Here is a 21188-nt window from a genome sequence, read left to right as displayed (position 1 = left end):
GAAGCGCGTGGTGACGTGCCGTGAAGCACGTGCCGGAAACAGGCCGGCCGCGGGCGGCCTTCCGATGACCAGGCATGGGGGAGCCGAGTCGGGCAGTTCGGGAGGGCCGGCCGCGGCCGGGGTCGGGGAGGGCGCTGTCAGACGGCTTCGGCGGTCTCGGGCAGTTCGGCGGCGAGCTGTTCGGTCAGGTCGACGACCTCCGCGAGGTCCCCGTAGCCGCGTACGGCGTTGTCGACGGTCTTGCGGATACGCGTGGTCACGCGCTCGGAGCGGACCTTCTTGGCCACCCTCATGGCCTGCCTCGCGTATTCGGTGCTCTGCTCGGGCTCGCGCTGGAGCAGGTGGACCGTGGCCATGCCGATGAGGTTCAGGGCGTACGACCGCTGGTGTTCGCGGTCCTCGGCGAACCGTTCCACGGCCTTTTGCATCAGCGGCTCCGCCAGTGAGGCGTAGGTGGGGCTGCGGCCGGCGACGTAGGCGAGGTCGCGGAAGGAGTGGGAGTTCTCGCCGTACAGCTCGGCCTCGGAGAAGAAACGGATCCAGTCGGGGTCGGGCTCGTCCCAGTCCTCGGCGTCGGCGAAGGCGTCCTCGGCCATGCGCACGGCGCGCTTGCACTTGCCGGGCTGGCCCGTGTTGGCGTAGGCGCGGGCCTCCAGTGCGTACAGCATGGACTGGGTGCGTGGGCTCGCGCAGTCGCGGCTGCCGTACTGCGCGAGGTGGATGAGCTCCAGGGCGTCCTCGGGGCGGCCGAGGTGGATCATCTGGCGGCTCATGCTGGACAGGACGTAGGAGCCGAGCGGCTTGTCGCCGGCTTCCTTGGCGGCGTGCAGGGCGAGGACGAAGTACTTCTGCGCGGTGGGCTGGAGTCCCACGTCGTAGCTCATCCAGCCGGCCAGTTCGGCGAGTTCCGCGGCGACCTTGAACAGTCGGCGGCCGGTGGGCTCGGGCTGGGGCTCCTGGAGGAGGTCCGTCACCTCGTGCAACTGGCCGACGACCGCCTTGCGGCGCAGGCCGCCGCCGCACTGGGCGTCCCACTGCCGGAACATCACGGTGGTGGTCTCCAGCAGCTCCAGCTCGGGCCGGGAGAGCCGGCCGGGGCGACGGGAGGCGGCTTGCGGCTCGGGCTCCTCCAGGGGGGCCGGGGGCGCGGGCACGAGCCAGCGCTGGAGCGGCTCGATGAGGGACGGGCCCGCGGACAGCGCCAGCGACGTTCCGAGGAAGCCGCGCCGCGCCAGCATCAGGTCGCTGCGCGAGAACTCGCTGAGCAGGGCCACGGTCTGCGGGCCCGTCCAGGGCAGGTCGACACCGGTGGCGGAGGGGGTCGGGCGGGCGGTGCGCAGACCGAGGTCCTCCACGGCGACGACGCAGCCGAAGCGCTCGGAGAACAGCTCCGAGAGGATCCTGGGGATAGGCTCGCGCGGGTTTTCGCCGTCCAGCCACCGCCTGACGCGCGAGGTGTCGGTGGAGATGTGGCTGGCGCCCAGCTGGCGGGCTCGGCGGTTGACCTGGCGGGCGAGCTCGCCCTTGGACCATCCGCTGCGCACGAACCACGAGGCGAGCAGCTCGTTCGGGCGCTTGTCCGCGCTCGCAGCGCTCGTCTCGCTTCCGCCGTTGCCGCTCACTGGAACGCCCCCATCCCTGAGACCACTTGTCGCTTGGTGCGCCAAGCCCTATCAGAATGCCGGTCAACAAGGCCGCTCGTCCGCCGGTTCTCACCCTTCGAACCGACTGCCGACTTGCCTCCGGCATACCCACGAGTGCATGTGCCCCCAGGCCTCGCACACTCACAGTAATCCCACGATCACCGGCTCAGCCACGGGGATCCCTGAAACGCCACCATTCGCCACCCCTTCGAATGAACCCTCGGTGGCCCCTACGCGATTCACTTGACATAGGACAGCCGCGGGCGAGTGGAGCGGTGCACGCGAGGGCGCGCACCGCCGGACGCACCACCCCCGCCACTTCCGCACGCCGTATGGACCCGGCCGGGCCGGGAGGGGTGGAAACAGAGAGCGACGATCGGCATCCGCTTCGTAACCATCGGGGCGGTGGACCCGTTGGAGGGGGCATGGGCTTCACGATCGGCGGCATTCGCGAGATCCGCTCCGGCACGCGGCGGCGCGGCCGGTCGTACCGCTCGTCGGAGTGCACGGCGGTGGCCGAGTACACCGGGCTGTGGGGCTGGGACGTGGTGCGGGGCGCGCGGGCCGTCGGCGGCGCCTGCTCCTGCGGCCGCACACACTGCCCGGCTCCGGGCGCCCACCCCCTGGAGTTCGCGCCCGGGATCCCGGCCGGGGCCACGCTCGACGAGGTGACCAGGGCGTGGCGGGAGCTGCCGGGGGCCGCGGTGATGCTGGCCGTCGGCCGCGTCTTCGACGTCATCGAGGTCGCCGAGCCGGCCGGGCGCCGCGCCCTGGCCCGGCTGGAGCGCATGGGCCTCCCCCTCGGCCCGGTGACCGCCACCCCGGACGGCCGGGCCCAGTTCTTCGTCGCCCCCGGCGCCGCCGCCGAGCTGCCCGCCCTGCTCTACCGCCTGGGCTGGGACGATCCCGCCGCCCTCGATCTGTGCGGCCTCGGCCCCGGCACGTTCCTCACGGCCCCGCCGTCCGACCGCGGCGGCCGCGGCCCGGTCCGCTGGCTCCGCCCACCCGCCCTGGACACCGCCAAGCCGCCTCAGGCCCGACTCCTCCTGGGCACGCTGGCCTACGTGGCTCACCGGTCACGGGCGTAGCCGGCGGACGGGACACTCGAGCATCGCCACCGGGGACACCCGACGGCGAGCGGAGGTCGGGGCGCGGTCCCGCCGAGCGGGGCCGCCCACGGGGTCAGTCTGCCGAGCGGGGCCCACGGGAGCAGTCGCCGAGCACGAGTGCCGGGGGCATCCGCCGCCAGGGTGGACGCGAACAGAGAGGGCACGGCGCCCGTCGGCCCCACAAAGAAGGACTCGCCCTCGAAGGCGGTCGAAGAATGCCTCATTGGCGCCCCCTCTCACTGGGCACCCCGACCGGCAGACGACGGAATCCGTCCGGACGCGGCGAACCGATGGCCCGAGCAGCCAGGCGGCCGGGGTGAGGTGGGCCCGCGGCCCGTACGGCCGAGAGGTGCTCGGCTCATGTCCGGACAGCACTGGTCGTATGGACGACGCCCAACCCAGGGCCGCGTGTCCTGTGCTGGTGCGCGTCCGGGTCCGGGTGGTGGCGCGTGCGTGTGCCCAGGCGGCGCCTGCGACTCGGCACGTGTCCGCGCCCGCCGGTGTCCCCACGCCGTGTACGGGCGCGGGGCGGGCCGCGGCCGAAGGTGCCGGCGTCCGGCCGGGGTCGTTCCGGGAGCGGCCGCGAGTGAGCGCGGCTCGACGGACCGCCGGAGGGACGAGGCGTCCGGGTGTCGTGGCTCCCCGGCGGCCGGGGCAGGGACTCGTCCTGCGGTCCTCGGCTCGGCCTGTCGGGCCCGGCTCGACGTGCCGTCCCGTGGACGCTCGGCGTACTGGGTCCGCAGGCGCTCGGCGTGCCGGGTCCGTAGACGGAAGTGCCCGCCCCGGTGGGACCGGGGCGGGCGCTGAAAGGGGTGGGAGTCAGTCTCCGATGAGGGCGTCGACGAAGGCCTCCGGTTCGAAGGGGGCCAGGTCGTCCGGGCCCTCGCCGAGGCCGACCAGCTTGACCGGCACACCCAGCTCGCGCTGGACGGCGACCACGATGCCGCCCTTGGCCGTACCGTCCAGCTTGGTGAGCACGATGCCCGTGATGTCGACGACCTCGGCGAAGACGCGCGCCTGGACCAGGCCGTTCTGGCCGGTGGTCGCGTCGAGCACGAGCAGCACCTCGTCCAGCGGCGCGTGCTTCTCCACGACGCGCTTGACCTTGCCGAGCTCGTCCATGAGGCCGGTCTTGGTGTGCAGGCGGCCGGCGGTGTCGATGAGCACCACGTCGGCGCCCATCTCCTTGCCGTCCTTCACCGCGTCGAAGGCGACGGAGGCGGGGTCGCCGGCCTCGGGGCCGCGCACGGTGTAGGCGCCGACCCGTTCGCCCCAGGTCTGCAGCTGGTCGGCGGCGGCCGCGCGGAAGGTGTCGGCGGCGCCCAGCACGACGCTGCGGCCGTCGGCGACCAGGACCCGGGCGAGCTTGCCCGTCGTCGTGGTCTTGCCGGTGCCGTTGACGCCGACGACCATCACGATGCCCGGCTTGCTGGCGGCCGGCTCGGTCTTCACCGTGCGGTCCATGTCGGGGCCGATCAGCGTGAGCAGCTCCTCGCGCAGCAGCCCGCGCAGCTCCTCGGGAGTGCGGGTACCGAGCACGCGCACGCGCTCGCGCAGCCGGTCGACCAGCTCCTGGGTGGGCTGCACACCGACGTCGGCGGTCAGCAGGGTGTCCTCGATCTCCTCCCACGTGTCCTCGTCGAGGTTCTCGCGGGAGAGCAGAATGAGCAGGCCCTTGCCCAGGGCGTTCTGCGAGCGGGAGAGGCGGGCGCGCAGCCGCACCAGACGGCCGGCGGTGGGCTCGGGCACCTCGATCGGGGGTGCCGGAAGCTCCTCGACGGGCGGCTCCTCGACGGCGACGGGAGCCGAGCCGTCGGGCAGGTCCACCTCCTCGATCGTCCGCCGCGGCTCCTCTCGCGGCGTCTCGGCCTCCTCGCCGACGTGTGGCTCGGCCGGAGGGGCGGTGATGTCGGGCGCCGAGGGCGGCGGCGGGGGCAGCGGCTTCCTCCGCCGGCTGCCGATGATGAGCCCGCCGAGCGCGCCGAGCACGACCACGGCGATAACTACAGCAAGGATGATGGTTTCCATAACGCGTCCAGTATGCGCGACCACCTGGGCGGTCAGCGGTAGTCCCGACGGGGCCGCGTGCCCCTGGAATACGGGACCCGCCGACCGCCCGGCGTACAGGATGCGGAACGCCCTCACGAGCACGTGCTGCCCCGGCTCGGTGCGTGAGCCGGGGCAGTGAGGCAGGGGCGGTTACCCCATCTCCTCCAGCGCCTTGCCCTTCGTCTCCTTGACGAACTTCAGGACGAACGGGATGGAGAGCGCGGCGAAGGCCGTGTAGACGACGTAGGTCCAGGAGAGGTTCCAGTCGGCCAGCGACGGGAAGCTCGCGGTGATGGCCCAGTTGGCGATCCACTGCGCCGAGGCGGCCACGCCCAGCGCGGCGGCGCGGATCTTATTCGGGAACATCTCGCCGAGCAGGACCCAGACGACCACACCCCAGGACAGGGCGAAGAAGAGGACGAAGACGTGGGCCGCGATCAGGGCGACCCAGCCCTGGGTGGCCGGCAGCTTGCCGCCGACCAGGGGGTACGAGAACGCCCAGGCCTCCAGGGCCAGGCCGACGACCATGCCGCACGAGCCGATGAGCGCGAGCGGCTTGCGGCCGATGCGGTCCACGAAGATCATCGCGATCACGGTGCCGACGATGTTGATGATCGACGTCGTGAACGAGTAGAGGAACGACTCCGTCGGGTTGACGCCGACCGACTGCCACAGCGTCGCGGAGTAGTAGAACGCGACGTTGATGCCGACGAACTGCTGGAAGGCGGACAGGCCGATGCCGATCCAGACGATCCGCTTGAAGAGGAAGCTGCCGCCGAGCAGGTCCTTGAAGGTGGACTTGTGCTCGCGCTTCATGGCGGTCTCGATCTCGGCCACGCGGGCGTCGAGGTCGATGTGGTCGCCCTCGACCTCGGCGAGGATCCGGCGGGCCCGTTCACGGCGGCCGACGGAGAGCAGGAAGCGCGGGGACTCGGGGATGGCGAAGGAGAGCAGTCCGTACAGGACGGCCGGGACGACCATCACGCCGAGCATCACCTGCCAGGCCTCAAGGCCCATCAGCCGGCCGCGCTGGTTGCCGCCGGCGGCGTTGAGCAGACCCCAGTTGACCAGCTGGGAGATGGCGATGCCGACGACGATCGCGGCCTGCTGGAAGGAGCCGAGACGGCCGCGGTAGGCGGGCGGGGCGACCTCGGCGATGTAGGCGGGGCCGATGACCGAGGCCATGCCGATGGCGAAGCCGCCGACGATCCGCCAGAAGGCGAGGTCCCACAGGGCGAACGGCAGGGCCGAACCGACGGCGCTGACGGTGAACAGGGCCGCGGCGATCCGCATGCAGCGGATGCGGCCGATGCGGTCGGCGATGCGGCCCGCGGTCGCGGCGCCGATCGCGCAGCCGATCAGGGCGATGGCGATGACCTGGGCCAGTTCCGCCGATCCGATGCCGTAGCGGCTCCGGATGGCCTCGACGGCGCCGTTGATCACGGAGCTGTCGTATCCGAAAAGGAAGCCGCCCATGGCGGCGGCCGCGGCGATGAAGATGACGTGCCCGAGATGTTCGGGGTGAGCCGTCCGGGCTCCTGGCCCTGGGGCCTGCATTGTGGTCACGTGTTACTCCTCGGGCACCCCGGCAGCGCTGCCGGGGTGGGGGTCAGCCCCTCCAGACGAAGAGATCAGATCTGAAGATAAAAACAACGGTACAGAGACTATGCCTTCACTTGCCGAAGTCAATTTCCTGCCCTATTGGGCTTTAGACGGGCATCGATCCCCTGGCGACTCTGGACTTCGATTCAAGTGTTGTAGTCAAGCTGCGGACATGGTCCGTCTACCCCGAAGCGACGGAGGCACGCGGGATCCCTGGCACCACACGTGCCGGGGCGCTGACGCAGTGCTAACGCAGGCGCTGGCTGATGACCTTCGACACACCGTCGCCCTGCATGGAGACGCCGTAGAGCGCGTCGGCGACCTCCATCGTGCGCTTCTGGTGTGTGATCACGATCAGCTGCGAGGCCTCCTGAAGCTCCTGCATGATCCGGATCAGCCTTTGGAGGTTGGTGTCGTCGAGGGCCGCCTCGACCTCGTCCATGACGTAGAAGGGGCTCGGACGGGCCTTGAAGATCGACACGAGCAGCGCGACTGCGGTCAGCGACCGCTCGCCGCCGGAGAGCAGGGACAGCCGCTTGACCTTCTTGCCCGGCGGGCGCGCCTCGACGTCCACGCCCGTGGTGAGCATGTTGTCGGGGTCGGTCAGTACGAGCCGGCCCTCGCCGCCCGGGAAGAGCCGGCCGAAGACGCCCTCGAACTCGCGGGCGGTGTCCCGGTAGGCCTCGGTGAAGACCTGCTCGACGCGCTCGTCGACCTCCTTGACTACCTGGAGCAGGTCGGCGCGGGTCTTCTTGAGGTCCTCGAGCTGCTCGCTGAGGAACTTGTGGCGTTCCTCCAGCGCCGCGAACTCCTCCAGGGCCAGCGGGTTGACCTTGCCGAGCCGCTGGTAGGCGCGCTCGGCGGCCTTCAGCCGCTTCTCCTGCTCGGCCCGCAGGTAGGGCCGGGGCCGGTTGCGGGGGTGCTGCGGGTCCTCCGGCAGCTGCTCCCCCTCGGCGGGCGGCGAGGGCGGGACGAGCTGGTGCGGCCCGTACTCCGCCATCAGGCCCGCCGGTTCGACCCCGAGTTCCTCCAGTGCCCTGGTCTCCAGCTGCTCGATGCGCAGCCGCTTCTCGGCGCCGAGCACCTCGCCCCGGTGGACCGAGTCGGTCAGCTTGTCGAGTTCGGCCTTGAGCTCCCGGTCCTCGGTGCGGGCGGCGGTCAGCTCCTGCTCGCGCCGGGCCTTGGCGGCCTCGGCGGCGGCCCGCTCCTCCTCGGCGCGGGCCACGGAGACCTCGACGTGCGCGAGCAGCTGCCGGGCGCCGGAGGCGACCGCCGAGGCGACCTCCGCCTCGTGGCGGAGCCGGGCGCGCCGCTGCTCGGCACGCGCGCGTGCCTCGCGTTCGGCACGGGCGGCCCGGTCCAGCGAGTCGGCCCTGCCGGCCAGTGCCCTGACCCGTTCCTCGTGCGTACGGACCTGGAGGCGGGCCTCCATCTCGGTCTGGCGGGCGTTGGCGCCGTCGGCCGCGAGCCGGTCGCGTGCGGAGGTGTCGGGCTCCTCCTCGATCGGCATCTCCTCGGCCACGGCGAGCCGCTCGGCGAGTTCCTCCACCTCCTGGAGGGCGTTGTCGAGGGCCTCCTGGGCGCGGGCGGCGGCGGCCGAGGACCGCTCGGCCTCCCCGGCGGCGCCGCGCGCCTGCCCGGCGAGCCGGCCCAGTTGCTGGGCAACGGCCGACTTCTCCCGGTCGGCGGTCCGCCGCCGCTCCCCCAGCTCCTCGACCAGCGCCGCGCACCGGCCGCGCCGCTCGGCGGCCCGCTGCTGGTCCTCGGTCAGCTCCTCGCACCGCACGGCGAGCCGCTCCAGCTCGGCGGCGGCCTCGTCCACGGAGGCCTGCACCTCCAGCAGACTGGGCGCCCCGGCGGAGCCGCCCTGAGCGAAGTACGCCCCGAGCAGATCCCCTTCGGCGGTCACAGCGGTCAGCTCGGGTCGGGCGAGGACCAGATCCTCCGCGTCCTCCAGCGTCCCCACCACGACGATTCCCCGCAGCAGCCACCGCACGGCGGGCATCAGCTCCGCGGGGCCGCGCACGAACTCGGCGGCGAAGTGGTGCCCGGACACCGGGGTGCCGGTGGTGGCGGGCGCGCCCGACGCACCGCCGGTACGGTCCTCGGCCCCACCCCGTCCGGCAGCGGCGCCAACCGGCCCACCGGCCGCGGAAAGCCCGGCTCCCGCCGCACCGGTTCCACCCGCATCGACGACTGCCACACCCCCGGCCGCGGACGGATCGGCACAGACCGCCAAGGTCGTGGCCTCGTCCGGCTGGATGGCGTCCGGCGCGCCCGACGAAGTGGTGGGCGTCGCCGGGGCCGCCGTCGGGCCGGGCTGGGTGTCGCTCGGGAGGGCTTCGCCCGGCGGCGTGGGCGCTTGGATCGTGGGGGTTTCGGGTGAGGGGCCCGCGAGGAGCAGTGCGGCTCGGCCCGCGTCCTGTTTGCGCAGCAGGCGGAGGGCGTCGGCCGCCGCTGAGGGGGTGGTCACGGCCAGGGCGTCGGCGGCGGTGCCGAAGGCGGTGGCCAGAGGGGTTTCGTAGCCGGGGGTGACCGTCAGGAGTTCGGCGGCGGGGCCCAGCAGGCCGGTGAGGCGGTCCCCGGCGTCGAGCAGGGCGCCCGTGCCGTCCTTGCGGCGCAGGCCCAGGGCGAGGGCGTCGTGCCGGGCCTGGGTCGCGGCCCGCCTGCGTTCGGCCGCGGTGACCGCCTCTCGGGCGGCCGTGAGGGCGGCCTCCGCCTCGGCCAGTGCCGTCTTCGCCGCCTCGTGCCGCCCGGCCAGCTCCTCGTCGCCCGCGTCGAGGCCGTCGACCTCGGCCTTGAGCGCCTCGTAATCCTCCTGGGCGTGGACGGCCCGTTCCTGGGCCTCGTCCCTGGCGGCGGCCAGCCGCTCGATCTCGGCCTGGGCGGAGGCGGCGCGGGAACGTGCCGCGTTCACCTGGCCGCCCAGCCGGGCCAGGCCCTCACGGCGGTCGGCGATGGCGCGGGCCGCGTCCTTCAGGCGCCGCTCCTCGACGGCCAGTTCCCGCTCCAGCTCGGCGCGGTGGGCGATGGTGTCGTCCAGGGCGCGCTGTGCCGCCTCCAGGGCCGCCTCCAGCCCGGCCTCCTGTTCGCGGACGCGGTCGGCCTCGCGCTCCAGTTCCTCCGGATCGCGGCCGCGCCGCTCCTCGGGCGGCGCGGAGGTGGCGCTGTGCACGCGCGCGTCGGCGAGCGAGATGGTGCCGCGCACGCGTTCGGCGAGCTGGGACAGTTCGTACCAGGTCTGCTGGGCGCGCTGGAGGCGCGGGACGAGCCGGCGCACCTCGTCCTCCAGCAGGGCCTCGCGCTGGAGGGCCTTCTTCAGCTCCTGCTCGGCGGTTTCCTTGCGTTCCTTCAGGGCCGCTTCGTCTGCGACCTCGGCCTTCAGGGCCTCGCGCAGGCCGACGAGGTCGTCGGCCAGAAGCCGCAGGCGCGCGTCCCTCAGGTCCGCCTGGATGACCGCGGCTCTGCGCGCGACCGCCGCCTGCCGGCCCAACGGCTTGAGCTGGCGGCGCAGTTCGTCGGTGAGGTCCTGCACCCGCGCGAGGTTGGCCCGCATCGCGTCCAGTTTCCTGAGCGCCTTCTCCTTGCGCTTGCGGTGCTTGAGGACGCCCGCGGCCTCCTCGATGAAGGCGCGGCGGCCCATGGGGTCGGCGTGCAGGACGGAGTCGAGCTGGCCCTGGCCGACGATGACGTGCATCTCGCGGCCGATGCCGGAGTCGGAGAGCAGTTCCTGGATGTCGAGCAGCCGGCAGGTGTCGCCGTTGATCTGGTACTCGCTGCCGCCGTTGCGGAACATGATCCGCGTGATGGTGACCTCGGCGTACTCGATGGGCAGGGCCCCGTCGGAGTTGTCGATGGTCAGGGACACCTCGGCGCGGCCGAGCGGCGGACGGCCGGTGGTGCCGGCGAAGATGACGTCCTCCATCTTTCCGCCGCGCAGCGATTTGGCGCCCTGTTCGCCCATGACCCAGCTGAGCGCGTCCACGACATTGGACTTGCCCGAGCCGTTCGGTCCGACGACGCACGTGATCCCCGGCTCGAACCGGAGCGTGGTCGCCGAGGCGAACGACTTGAACCCACGGAGGGTCAGGGCCTTGAGGTGCACGCCGCCGGACTTTACCGGCCGTCGGTACCCCACTCCACGAACCCCCGCAACCGCGCGGTTTCACCTTTGAATATGCAGGGCACACCAAAAGTTAAAGACGGTGAAAGGACACGCGGGGGCAACAAAGGCGGGGCAAGAAGGGCGGGGGGAAAGAACGAAGGGACGCCGAAGCGTCCCTTGCAACTCTGACAACTGAGCGGTTGACGGGCAGCCCAACCACTGTGTCGTTGTGCGATGCAGTGATCAGGTGAGCGCAGGCTCCGCCTGGTGTGCGTCGACGCGCTCCATGATCCTGTCGTGAGAAGCGGCAGCCGTCAGGGCGTCGTTCTCCGCCTGGATCCGCACAAGCTCGGATTCCAGGTCCTGGACGCGCTGCTGGAGCCGTCGCATCTCGGCGAGGAGTCGAGGGTCGGAGCCGCCGACGTAACCGAGAAGCGCCTTTGCCATGATGGATGGTCCTCCACACTGAGTGACCGACCGAAGCGGTGTGGGTCGTGAGGGATTCGCACCCGTGGTGCTTGGCACTGCCTGAGTTATGGTGCCGTTCATCCATGCCAAACAGCTAAGGTGCGCGGGCTTTCAGCGTCTCACCAAAAAGTTTGACGGTCAACACGATCACGCCCCGTATCCATGGGCGTCCCGGGGGCGCGCGACCGGAAACCAGGTGGCGCTGCGACTCCTGCGGGCCCCTCGGGGCGTGCGGATCATCTTGCTGTGCGGAGCCTGCCACGCCGCGCGTTTCTTGGCAACCACCTGCTCCTTTTCCCTTCGGGCAGATGCCGGTGGCAGTTCCCGCCGCGGCCGGCGGGACCCGCACCGCGCCACACGATCAGCGGATGGCGAAGCCGTCGTACCCGCCGCGCGGTGTGTCCCAGATCTCGGTGACACCGTCCACACGTCCGGGCGTGTCGCCGCCCTGCAACCAGTCCAGGAGTTTCTGGCACCCCTCACGGGCCCCCTCCGCGACCACCTGCACGCGCCCGTCCCCGAGATTGAGGGCGAAACCGCTCAGGCCCCCGATCTCCAGCGCCGTGGCCCGGGTGAACCAGCGGAAACCCACTCCCTGGACTCGTCCGCGAACCCAGGCGACCAGTCGAACATCCTCGCTCATGGGTGCAACCTAACCGGCCAATGTCTCTCTGGGCACCTCCGCCTCTCGCGCCATGCGGTACCGTCCCGATCCAATGAATCTCATCTGAAACTCACTCGATCGAGTGAGTTGGGTTGACCGCGTCGGCTCAGGGCGCGCGTCGACAGAGAGAGACGAGGAAGGCCAGCACATGGGACGCCACCGACGCTCGGACGCCGGCCGCGCCGCCACGGGCCGCGCCACGGGGGACAGTCGGACGCACGGCTCGTACGAGCGGGACCGCGATCCGTGGGACAGCCACCCGCAGGACGACGACGGCCGTCTGGGCATCGCGCCCTACCTGAACGCGGACCTGTACGCCGACCCCCGCACCAGACCCCAGGAGTACCTCTTCGACACGGACGACGGCGCCGCCCACGCCAGGACCACCGTGGTCTTCCCGGCCGAGGGCTTCAGCCCGGCGGACGGACCGCGGGAGCGGGGGCACCGCCGGAAGAAGAAGGCCGCGACGCCGGTCCGCACGGGGCTTCTCGGGGTCTCCGCCGCGGTCGCCCTCGGCACCGTCGCGGTCGCCACCGGCGCGATGCCCGGGCTCGAGAACTACAAGCTGGGCGGCCCGAACGGCGGCGGCGCCGACAAGGTGCAGGCCGCGGGCTCGCCGACGAACAGCGAGAGCCCGCAGGGCGGCACCTCCGGCAGCGCCGGCGTCGAGCCGGGCGGCCCCGACCCGGGCTCCACGACGAGCCGCGACGTGGATCGGTCCACGTCACCGGAGCGGTCCGCCTCCGAGTCGGCCCCGGCCACCGCGCCGGACGCCGACCCGTCGTCGGCCACGCCCACGAAGGCACCGGAGGCGAAGCCGGTCACGGCGCCGGAGAAGCCGGAGACCGCGCCGGCCGAGACCGCCACCAAGGCGCCGCCGAAGACCCAGGCCCCGACCGCCGTCTCCACGCAGGCCGCCGTCGAGGCCGAGGTGCTCAGGCTCGTCAACGAGGAACGGGCGAAGGTGGGGTGCAGCGCGCTGACGGCGAGCAGCTCGCTCGCCGGCCTCGCCCAGGACTTCAGCGAGGCGATGGCCGACCAGAACTTCTTCGACCACACCGATCCCAGCGGCGCCTCGCCGTGGGACCGGGCGGCGAAGCTCGGCATCACCAGCCTCGGCGGCGAGAACATAGCCCGCGGGCAGGCCGACGCGGAGGCGGTGATGGACGCCTGGATGAACAGCCCCGGCCACCGCGCCAACATACTGAACTGCGACTTCAAGACCCTGGGCGTCGGTGTGCACTTCGGCTCCGGCGGTCCGTGGTGGACGCAGGACTTCGGGTACTGAGACAGCCGCAGGTCAGAGGTCTGGGCCGAGTGCCGGCGTCGTCCCATGGCCACGACATCTGCAGGGATATGGCCATGCGGCCTGATCGCACTCATCATGACCGGCATGCGGAGCGTTCAGGCGGGAGCAAAGACCGGCAGGGCACGGGGATCGCTCGGCAGAGCCTCGGCCTGTCTCTTCGTGACGGGGAGCGTTGACGCGGGGATTTATCTCGCCGAGTTGATCACGGATGGCGACCGCTACGTCGCCATGCTCGAGTCCGCCTCTGTGCTGCTGTTCACAAGCTGGATCGTCGGAGCAGTGCACTTTCTCCGGATCAGGAAGGTGGAGAGGCAGGCACTGGCGGGACCTGCCCCGCCGATCGTCAGGTAGCACTGACTCTTGGTCAGCGCCACCTGATGGTGAGCGCTGTGCGCGGGTACGCTTGGGTCATGAGCACCCCGCAGACCCAGGACGACCTCCCTTACAGCGTGTTCGCCAGGGCCTGCCCTTCACGCGGCACGCTGGAACATGTCACGGGTCGCTGGGGCGGGCTCGCGCTGGGCGCCCTGTACGAGGGCTCGCTCCGCTTCAACGAGCTGCGCCGCCGTGTCGACGGCGTGAGCGAGAAGATGCTGTCCCAGACCCTCCAGGCGCTGGAGCGCGACGGCCTGGTGCATCGCGAGGCCCAGCCGACCAACCCGCCCCGGGTGGACTACGAGCTCACGGCGCTGGGCCGCGAGGTCGCCGAGCGCCTGCTGTCGCTCATCCACTGCGTGGAGGGGCGCATGGACGACGTCCTGGCGGCACGCGAGCGTTACGACGCCACGCGCGGCGCTCGCTGACACTTCGGGCAGTAGTAGCTGGAGCGGTTCATCCACGGGCGGCGACGCAGCGGGGTGGCGCAGCGGCGGCAGGGCAGGCCCTCACGGCCGTAGGCGTCCAGGGAGCGGTCGAAGTAGCCGGACTCCCCGTTGACGTTGACGTAGAGGCTGTCGAAGCTGGTGCCGCCGACGGCGAGGGCCTCGTTCATCACCCCCCGGACGTGGGTGAGGAGTTCGGCCGTGCGGGAGCGGGTGAAGGTCGCGGTGGGGCGTTCGTAGTGGACGCGGGTGCGCCACAGGGCCTCGTCCGCGTAGATGTTGCCGACGCCGCTGATCAGGGACTGGTCGAGCAGGGCCCGTTTGATGGTGGTCCGCTTGCGGCGCAGGGCCTGGTGGAAGGCCTCGTCGTCGAACAGCGGGTCGAGGGGGTCGCGGGCGATGTGCGCGATGACGTCGGGCAGCCCGTCGGGGGTGGTGTCGTGCAGCGACAGGCCGCCGAAGGTGCGCTGGTCGACGAAGCGGAGTTCGGTGTTCAGCTCGTCGGCGAAGCGGACGCGGATGCGCAGGTGCTTCTCGACGGGCGCGGTCAGCGGCTGGACCAGCAGCTGGCCGCTCATGCCGAGGTGCGCAAGGATCGCCTGGCCACTGTCCTGGAGGGGCAGCCACAGGTACTTGCCGCGGCGGCTGGGCAGGCCGAGCCGATGGCCCTGGACTCGGTGCGCGAAATCCTCCGCGCCGGCCGGGTGGCGGCGTACGGCACGCGGGTGCAGGACCTCGACGCCGGCGACGCTCCGCTGCGCGACCCACCGCTCCAGTCCGCGCCGTACGACCTCGACCTCGGGCAGCTCGGGCATGACTCCCCCGTTTCACACATCGCGGCCGCTGCGGCCGTCACGGGCCGAGCGCCCGCCCCGGGGCGGGGACGGGCGCTCGGTCGCGTTCTGCTGGGCGCGGCCTGCGGGCGGAGGACCGCCGGACGGCCGCGCTCGGTTTCCCGGTTCTCAGGCGGAGGCCGGCGCCTCGTCGGCGCCGTCGGCGGACCCCACCGCCTTGGCGCGCTCGTCCGCTGCGGCCCGGATGGCCCGCCACGCGGACTCCGCGGCCTGCTGCTCCGCCTCCTTCTTGCTGCGGCCGGTGCCGGTGCCGTACGAGACGCCTCCGACGCGGGCGGCAGCAGTGAAGGTCTTCTCATGATCGGGGCCGGTCTCCGTGACCAGGTACTCGGGGACGCCGAGCCCCTCGGTCGCGGTGAGCTCCTGGAGACTGGTCTTCCAGTCCAGGCCGGCTCCGAGGTTGGAGGACTTCTCGATCAGTGGGTCGAACAGGCGGTGCACCAGTTCGGAGGCCGCGTCGAGGCCCTGGTCGAGGTAGACCGCGCCGATCACCGCTTCCAGGGTGTCGGCGAGGATGGACGCCTTGTCCCGGCCGCCCGTGCCCTCTTCACCACGGCCGAGCCGGATGAAGGCGCCCAGGTCGAGGCCACGGCCGACCTCCGCCAGCGCACGCGAGTTGACCACCGCGGCCCGCAGCTTGGCCAGCTGGCCTTCGGGCAGGTCGGGGTGGGTGCGGTACAGCGTGTCCGTGACGACCAGACCGAGGACGGAGTCACCGAGGAACTCCAGTCGCTCGTTCGTCGGCAGACCGCCGTTCTCGTACGCGTAGGAACGGTGGGTCAGCGCGCGCACCAGAAGGGCGGACTCGAGCTTGTAGCCGAGCCGCCCTTCCAGAAGCGTGTGGGACGAGGCCGTGTTGTCCGACGGAGCACCTCCGCGTCGGCGGTGATTGCCCGCTTCGGCGCCTTCCGCCTTCTTGGCAGTGGACACAGTGCCTCTCACCAGCCGCTCAGACCTCGAGGACCTGGCGCTTGTTGTAGGTGCCGCACGACGGGCACGCGATGTGCTGCTGCTTGGGCTCGTGGCAGCGCTCGCACGCAACCAGGGTGGGGACCGCAGCCTTCCACTGCGACCGGCGGTGGCGCGTGTTGCTGCGCGACATCTTCCGCTTCGGAACAGCCACGGCTACTTCTCCTGCTTCTCGTCGGCGCGTGCTGATCGAGGCGCGCCGCCGCTCATCTCGTCCTTCTCGCCGTCCTTCATGGTGCCGGCGAGTCCCTGCAAAGCCGCCCAACGGATGTCGACGGCGTCGTGGTGGTGGTCCGGGTCGTCCGCGAGCCGCGCTCCACACTCGGAGCACAGACCAGCGCAGTCTTCCTGGCACACCGGCTGCATCGGCAGTGCGAGCACCACCGCATCCCGCAGCAGAGGTTCGAGGTCGAAGAGTCCGTCCTCGAGGAAGAGCCTGTCCTCGTCGTCCTCGTCGTCGGCGGCGTCTTCGTCGGACCGTGCGATCGCACGGCCCCGCTCGTCGGCGTCGGGGTACGAGAACAGCTCCTGGAAGTCCGCGTCGAGTTCGAGCTCGAGCGGCTCCAGACACCTTACGCACTCCCCCTCGGCCTGTGCACGGGCGGTGCCTGTGACGAGCACCCCTTCCATGACCGACTCGAGCCGGAGTTCGAGTTCCACCGGGGCGCCTTCCGGCACTCCGACGACGCCCTGGAGACCGAGGTCCTTGGGGGCGGGGACCGTACGGGTCAGGCGCTGCAGCGCGCCGGGCCGCCGTCCCAGCTCGTGCGTGTCGAACACGAGAGGGTTGCGGTGGTCGAGGCGGGCGTTCTGAGCCATTCCTGCTTTCGGTTTCCGAACTCGGGGGGACGCTCTCCCGGCGGTGTTCCGGGCAGCGCAGATCGCGGACGTATGCACGACCGAAGAGCCAGGATACTTGACCTTTCGCTCTCGGCCCAAATGGGCGGCCGGCCTAGAGGCCGCGGCCCTGTTCGTAGGCGCGCAACTGCTCGGCGCTGATCATGCTGGTGTCGAAGAGGCTGGTCTCGTCGAGGGCGTGCGCCTGCGGCTGCGCGTAGCCGTGGTGGTCCTGGGGGTCCTGCTGCCCCTGCTGGGCCTGGCTCGGGTCGTAGCCGGCCGGCTGCTGGGCGTCGTAGGCCTGGAAGGGGGCGCCTCCCGCCTGGGCGTAGCCGGAGGTGCCGGCGGTGGGGGCATACGGGTCGGGCTGCTGGTAGCCGTACTGGTCCTGCTGGCCGTAGCCCTGCGGGTAGCCGCCGTACGGATCGCTCTGCCCGGGCTGCTGGTAGCCGTAGGCCGGCTGCGGCTCGTACTGCGGCGGGGCGGGCCGCTCGGCGGGCGGGGACGCCGGAGCCACCGGGGAGAGCGGGGCCGCCGGAGCGTCGGCCAGGGCCGCGAGGTCGGCGAGGTAGTCGGCGTCGCTGGAGTGCTGGACCGTGGTGGTGTCGTCGGCGAGGGCGCCGAGGTCGTCGGTGGCGATGCGGCCGTGCAGCTTCTGGCGGCCGCGGCCGACGGCCTCCAGGGTCTTGGCGAGGACCGCCTCGAAGGCGCCGAGCTTGGCGTCGACGTACGCGTCGGCGTTGCGGCGCAGGGTCTCGGGGTCGTGGCTGCGCTCGGGGGCGTCCTCGTCCTCGTAGCCGTCCTCGTCGAGGCCGGGGCCGGTGCCGAGCAGCTTCTCGCGACCGCGGCCGACCGAGCCGAGGGTCTTGGTGAGGACGACCTCGAAGTTGGCGAGCTTGGAGTCGACGTAGTCGTCGGCCTCGGCGCGGACCTCCTCGGCCTCCTGCCGGGCCTCGCCGAGGATCCGGTCGGCCTCGGCCTGGGAGCGGCGGGCCACCTCGGTGCCGGAGACCAGCGAGCCGCGCTCGGCGTGCGCGCCTTCGATGATCCGCTCGGCCTCGCGCCGGGCCTCGTGCACCATCTGGTCGCGGTCCCCGATCAGCTCCTGGGCCTGTGCGAGGGAACCGGGCAGGACCTGGCGCACCTCGTCGAGCAGCGCGAGCAGTTCGGCGCGGTTGACCACGCACGACGCCGACATGGGCATGGACCGGGCGCTGGAGACCGTGGCCACGATCTCGTCGAGCTTGTTCTGCACGTCCACCGTGTGCTCGCCACTCTCTACAGGTGTGTTGGACTACCGATGTGTCGGAGACGGACGGGACGACTGTACGTCCATGAGGTGATCGCCGGACACCGGGTGACAGGCAGTCAGCCGCCTCAGTCCTTCTTCAGCCGCTGGGTGAGGGCCTCGAGGACCTGCGGCGGCACCAGGTGGGAGACGTCTCCGCCCCATGCCGCGACCTCCTTGACCAGGGAGGACGACAGGAAGCTGTAGGTGGGGTTGGTGGGCACGAACAGCGTCTCGACGCCGGAGAGGCCGTTGTTCATCTGGGCCATCTGCAGCTCGTAGTCGAAGTCGCTGACGGCGCGCAGGCCCTTGACGATGGCCGGGATGTCGCGCTGCTTGCAGAAGTCGACCAGGAGGCCGTGGAAGGCCTCGACCCGGACGTTTCCGTACTCGGCGGTGACCTGCTGGATGAGGTCGATCCGCTCGTCGATCTCGAACAGGCCCTTCTTCGACTGGTTGATCATCACCGCGACGTAGACCTCGTCGTAGAGACGGGAGGCGCGGGCGATGATGTCCAGGTGTCCGTTGGTGATGGGGTCGAACGACCCGGGGCAGACGGCGCGGCGCACTTGAGATCCCTCGCTCTCCGGTCCGGTCATCGTGCGTCTTCGCACGTAGAGGCGGCGCGACCGTACCAAAACGTCCCTTCGCCGTAGCGACGGGCCCGGATCGCGTCGAACCCTCGCGGCCACGTGAACTCGCCGCCCCTGGTGCTGCGCTCCACGGTGACGAGGGCGCCCTCCGCGAGCCACCCCTCGGTGCGGAGTGTGAGCAGAATCTCGCGAAGATCGTCGTCGGAGACCGCGTACGGCGGGTCGAGGAAGACGATGTCGTACGGCTCCGCCGGGGCCGGTGTCTGGACGATCTGTTCCGCTTTGCCCGCCCGTACGTCGGCGCCTGGGAGGCCGAGCGCCTTCACGTTCTCCCGGACGGTGCGGACCGCTCGCGCGTCGGCCTCCACGAGCAGGGTGTGCCCGGCGCCCCGGGACAGCGCCTCCAGGCCGACGGCGCCCGAGCCGGCGTACAGGTCCAGGACGCGTTCGCCGTCCAGCGGGCCGCCCAGGAGGGACTGCCAGGTGGAGAACAGGCCTTCGCGCGCCCGGTCCGAGGTGGGGCGGGTTCCGCTGCCCGGCGGTACGGCGAGACGGCGTCCGCCGGCCCGGCCGGCGATCACGCGGGTCATGTCTGGGTCCTTGCTTGTCGGTGGCGGCTCGGGTGCGGGCCGGTCCCAGTCTGTCAGCCCTTCTCCAGGTATCGCTCCCGCTCCTCGTCCAGCAACGCGTCCAGCGCCGTGCGCAGTCCGGGCAGGTGCTCCAGGTCCGGGTCGGCGGCCACCACCGCGGCGGCCTCCTCGCGGGCCTCGGCGATGATCTCCTCGTCGTCGATGACGGCGAGCACCCGCAGGCTGGAGCGGGCGCCGGACTGGGCCTGGCCGAGGACGTCGCCCTCGCGGCGCTGTTCGAGGTCGATGCGGGAGAGCTCGAAGCCGTCGAGGGTGGAGGCCACCGCGTTCAGCCGCTGCCGGGCGGCGCTCGCCTCCGGCATCTCGCTGACCAGCAGGCACAGTCCGGGCGCCGCGCCGCGACCGACGCGGCCGCGCAGCTGGTGCAGCTGGGAGACGCCGAAGCGGTCGGCGTCCATGATCACCATCACCGTGGCGTTCGGCACGTTCACGCCGACCTCGATGACCGTGGTGGCGACCAGGACGTCGGTCTCGGCGGCGGCGAAGCGGCGCATGACCGCGTCCTTGTCGTCGGGCTGCATACGCCCGTGCAGCACCTCGACCTTCAGGCCGTGCAGGGGGCCCTTGCCCAGCCGGCCCGCGACGTCCAGCACGGCGAGCGGCGGGCGCTTCTCCGCCTCGTCCTCGGCGGACTTCTTCGCGGCGGCCTTCTTCGGGTCGTCCTCCTCGTCCCCGATGCGCGGGCAGACCACGTACGCCTGGTGGCCCTTCGCCACCTCCTCGCGCACCCGCTCCCAGGCCCGGGCGAGGAAGTGCGGTTTGTCGGCTGCCGGGACGACATGGCTGGCGATGGGCGAGCGGCCCGCCGGGAGCTGGTCGAGGACGGAGGTCTCCAGGTCGCCGAAGACGGTCATCGCGACCGTGCGCGGAATGGGCGTGGCGGTCATGACCAGCAGGTGCGGGGGTTGCCTGCCCTTGCCGCGCAGCGCGTCGCGCTGCTCGACGCCGAACCGGTGCTGCTCGTCCACCACGACCAGTCCCAGGTCGTGGAACTGGACCTTGTCCTCGATCAGCGCGTGTGTGCCGATGACGATGCCCGCCTCGCCGGTGGCCAGGTCGAGCAGGGCCTGCCGACGGGCCGCGGCGCCCATGGACCCGGTGAGCAGCACCACCTTGGTGCCGTGCTCGGCGCCGCCCAGCATGCCTCCCTCGGCGAGCTCCCCCAACATCTCGGTGACCGACCTGTGGTGCTGCTGGGCCAGCACCTCGGTGGGCGCGAGCATCGCGGCCTGCCCGCCCGCGTCGACGACGGCGAGCATGGCGCGCAGGGCGACGAGCGTCTTGCCGCTGCCGACCTCGCCCTGGAGCAGGCGGTGCATCGGGTGCTCGGTGGCCAGGTCGGCGAAGATCTCGCGGGAGACCTTCCGCTGCCCCTCCGTGAGCGTGAAGGGGAGGCGGTCGTCGAAGGCCGCCAGGAGGCCGTCCGGGCCGGGTACGCGGGCGACGGCGGGGAGTTGGGTGTCCGCGTGGCGGCGGCGGGCGAGCGCGACCTGGAGGACGAAGGCCTCGTCCCACTTCAGGCGGGCGTGGGCGTCGGCGATGTCCGCCTTGCTGTGCGGGCGGTGGATCTTGAGCAGGGCCTCGGGGAGGGCGACCAGCCCGCGGCCCGCGCGCAGCGACTCGGGCAGCGGGTCGAGCGCCTCCTGGGCACTGGGCAGGACGGTCTGGACCGCCTTGCCGATCTTCCAGGACTCCAGCTTGGCGGTGGCCGGGTACATCGGGATGAGGGCGCCGGCCCAGCTCTCGACTGCTTCTCCGTCCTCCCCCTTCAGCAACTCGTACGCCGGGTGGGCCAGTTGCAGCCGCCGGTTGAAGACCGAGACCTTGCCCGCGAACATCGCGCGTGTGCCCGGCAGGAGTTCCTTGTGGGGTTTGTGCACGCCGTTGCCGAAGAAGACCAGTTGGAGCCGGCCGCTGCCGTCGGTGATCGTCACCTCCAGGCGCTGGCCCTTGCCGCGGGGCGCGCGGGCGGAGGCGAACGTGTGCAGGCGGGCGTCGGCGACCTGGGCGACCACCGTGACGTGCTCGTCCATGGGCAGGTCGGCGAGGTGGGTGAGCTGGCCGCGCTCCTCGTACCGGCGCGGGTAGTGGTGCAGGAGGTCACCGACGGTGTGCAGGCCGAGGTGCTCGGCCATCACCTTCGCGGTGGCGGGGCCGAGCACTGACTTCAGTGGCTGTTTCAGTGGTTCTTGCAGTGCGGGCACGAGATCCATTGCACACCACGGCA

At 71.7% G+C, this 21188-nt stretch carries 18 protein-coding genes; 4 read left to right on the top strand and 14 right to left on the bottom strand.

Features of this window, described 5'->3' with window-relative positions:
- Window positions 1–137: 137 nt before the first annotated feature.
- Entirely contained in the window at window positions 138–1622 is a 1485-nt protein-coding gene (locus ACFY3J_RS09885; RefSeq protein WP_384182573.1) for a hypothetical protein, read from the bottom strand.
- A gap of 446 nt (window positions 1623–2068) precedes the next feature.
- Here ACFY3J_RS09885 and ACFY3J_RS09880 point away from each other — a divergent pair, with 446 nt between their 5' ends.
- Window positions 2069–2731 carry a bifunctional DNA primase/polymerase gene (locus tag ACFY3J_RS09880; protein ID WP_384182570.1) on the top strand — a complete coding sequence of 221 codons (663 nt, stop codon included), beginning with the start codon at window positions 2069–2071 and terminating at the stop codon, window positions 2729–2731.
- 840 nt (window positions 2732–3571) lie between these two features.
- Here the strand turns inward: ACFY3J_RS09880 and ftsY are convergent.
- The 5 genes from ftsY to ACFY3J_RS09855 form a co-directional block, all read right to left on the bottom strand.
- Window positions 3572–4780 carry a signal recognition particle-docking protein FtsY gene (ftsY, locus tag ACFY3J_RS09875; RefSeq protein WP_384182567.1) on the bottom strand — a complete coding sequence of 403 codons (1209 nt, stop codon included), beginning with the start codon at window positions 4778–4780 and terminating at the stop codon, window positions 3572–3574.
- A gap of 171 nt (window positions 4781–4951) precedes the next feature.
- Window positions 4952–6358: a sugar porter family MFS transporter gene (locus ACFY3J_RS09870; RefSeq protein WP_384182624.1), complete on the bottom strand. Its 1407-nt coding sequence runs from the start codon at window positions 6356–6358 to the stop codon at window positions 4952–4954.
- Window positions 6359–6650: 292 nt separating this feature from the next.
- Complete coding sequence (locus ACFY3J_RS09865) at window positions 6651–10508, bottom strand: AAA family ATPase (RefSeq protein ID WP_384182563.1); 3858 nt, start codon at window positions 10506–10508, stop codon at window positions 6651–6653.
- Window positions 10509–10751: 243 nt separating this feature from the next.
- Window positions 10752–10955 (bottom strand): hypothetical protein, encoded by a 204-nt coding sequence (locus ACFY3J_RS09860; RefSeq protein WP_009190853.1) that lies wholly within the window; start codon window positions 10953–10955, stop codon window positions 10752–10754.
- Between the two features lie 382 nt (window positions 10956–11337).
- A complete protein-coding gene (locus tag ACFY3J_RS09855) occupies window positions 11338–11619 on the bottom strand; it encodes an acylphosphatase (protein WP_225079385.1) in 282 nt (93 codons plus the stop codon).
- 169 nt (window positions 11620–11788) lie between these two features.
- Here ACFY3J_RS09855 and ACFY3J_RS09850 point away from each other — a divergent pair, with 169 nt between their 5' ends.
- From ACFY3J_RS09850 to ACFY3J_RS09840, 3 genes are all read left to right on the top strand, one after another.
- On the top strand, window positions 11789–12928 hold the full coding sequence (locus tag ACFY3J_RS09850) for a CAP domain-containing protein (protein ID WP_390840681.1): 1140 nt from the start codon (window positions 11789–11791) through the stop codon (window positions 12926–12928).
- 105 nt (window positions 12929–13033) lie between these two features.
- Complete coding sequence (locus ACFY3J_RS09845; RefSeq protein ID WP_390840680.1) at window positions 13034–13300, top strand: hypothetical protein; 267 nt, start codon at window positions 13034–13036, stop codon at window positions 13298–13300.
- A 59-nt stretch (window positions 13301–13359) separates the two neighbouring features.
- A complete protein-coding gene (locus tag ACFY3J_RS09840) occupies window positions 13360–13752 on the top strand; it encodes a winged helix-turn-helix transcriptional regulator (RefSeq protein WP_384182552.1) in 393 nt (130 codons plus the stop codon).
- Here the strand turns inward: ACFY3J_RS09840 and mutM are convergent.
- The 8 genes from mutM to recG form a co-directional block, all read right to left on the bottom strand.
- Window positions 13725–14585: a bifunctional DNA-formamidopyrimidine glycosylase/DNA-(apurinic or apyrimidinic site) lyase gene (gene mutM / locus ACFY3J_RS09835; protein WP_390840679.1), complete on the bottom strand. Its 861-nt coding sequence runs from the start codon at window positions 14583–14585 to the stop codon at window positions 13725–13727. The two genes, ACFY3J_RS09840 and mutM, sit on opposite strands and share 28 nt — an antisense overlap.
- A gap of 147 nt (window positions 14586–14732) precedes the next feature.
- Window positions 14733–15566, bottom strand: coding sequence for a ribonuclease III (rnc, locus tag ACFY3J_RS09830; protein WP_172632827.1), 834 nt, complete (start codon window positions 15564–15566; stop codon window positions 14733–14735).
- 7 nt (window positions 15567–15573) lie between these two features.
- A complete protein-coding gene (rpmF, locus tag ACFY3J_RS09825; protein WP_003951102.1) occupies window positions 15574–15747 on the bottom strand; it encodes a 50S ribosomal protein L32 in 174 nt (57 codons plus the stop codon).
- Window positions 15748–15749: 2 nt separating this feature from the next.
- Window positions 15750–16412, bottom strand: a complete 663-nt coding sequence (locus tag ACFY3J_RS09820) for a YceD family protein (RefSeq protein ID WP_384182546.1) — start codon at window positions 16410–16412, stop codon at window positions 15750–15752.
- 133 nt (window positions 16413–16545) lie between these two features.
- Window positions 16546–17691 (bottom strand): cell division initiation protein, encoded by a 1146-nt coding sequence (locus tag ACFY3J_RS09815; RefSeq protein WP_390840678.1) that lies wholly within the window; start codon window positions 17689–17691, stop codon window positions 16546–16548.
- Window positions 17692–17807: 116 nt separating this feature from the next.
- The gene (gene coaD / locus ACFY3J_RS09810) at window positions 17808–18287 is read right to left on the bottom strand and encodes a pantetheine-phosphate adenylyltransferase (RefSeq protein WP_225079420.1); all 480 of its coding nucleotides are present in this window, start codon (window positions 18285–18287) and stop codon (window positions 17808–17810) included.
- Window positions 18288–18313: 26 nt separating this feature from the next.
- On the bottom strand, window positions 18314–18901 hold the full coding sequence (rsmD, locus tag ACFY3J_RS09805) for a 16S rRNA (guanine(966)-N(2))-methyltransferase RsmD (RefSeq protein WP_384182540.1): 588 nt from the start codon (window positions 18899–18901) through the stop codon (window positions 18314–18316).
- 53 nt (window positions 18902–18954) lie between these two features.
- Window positions 18955–21174, bottom strand: a complete 2220-nt coding sequence (recG, locus tag ACFY3J_RS09800; RefSeq protein WP_390840677.1) for an ATP-dependent DNA helicase RecG — start codon at window positions 21172–21174, stop codon at window positions 18955–18957.
- Between the last annotated feature and the right edge of the window lie 14 nt (window positions 21175–21188).

Origin of the sequence: Streptomyces sp. NPDC001231 (assembly GCF_042896885.1) — a bacterium.
In the GTDB taxonomy this organism is placed as follows: Bacteria; Actinomycetota; Actinomycetes; order Streptomycetales; family Streptomycetaceae; genus Streptomyces.
The sequence above is the reverse complement of the archived record's forward strand: the minus strand, read 5'-3'. Positions and strand labels throughout refer to the sequence as shown.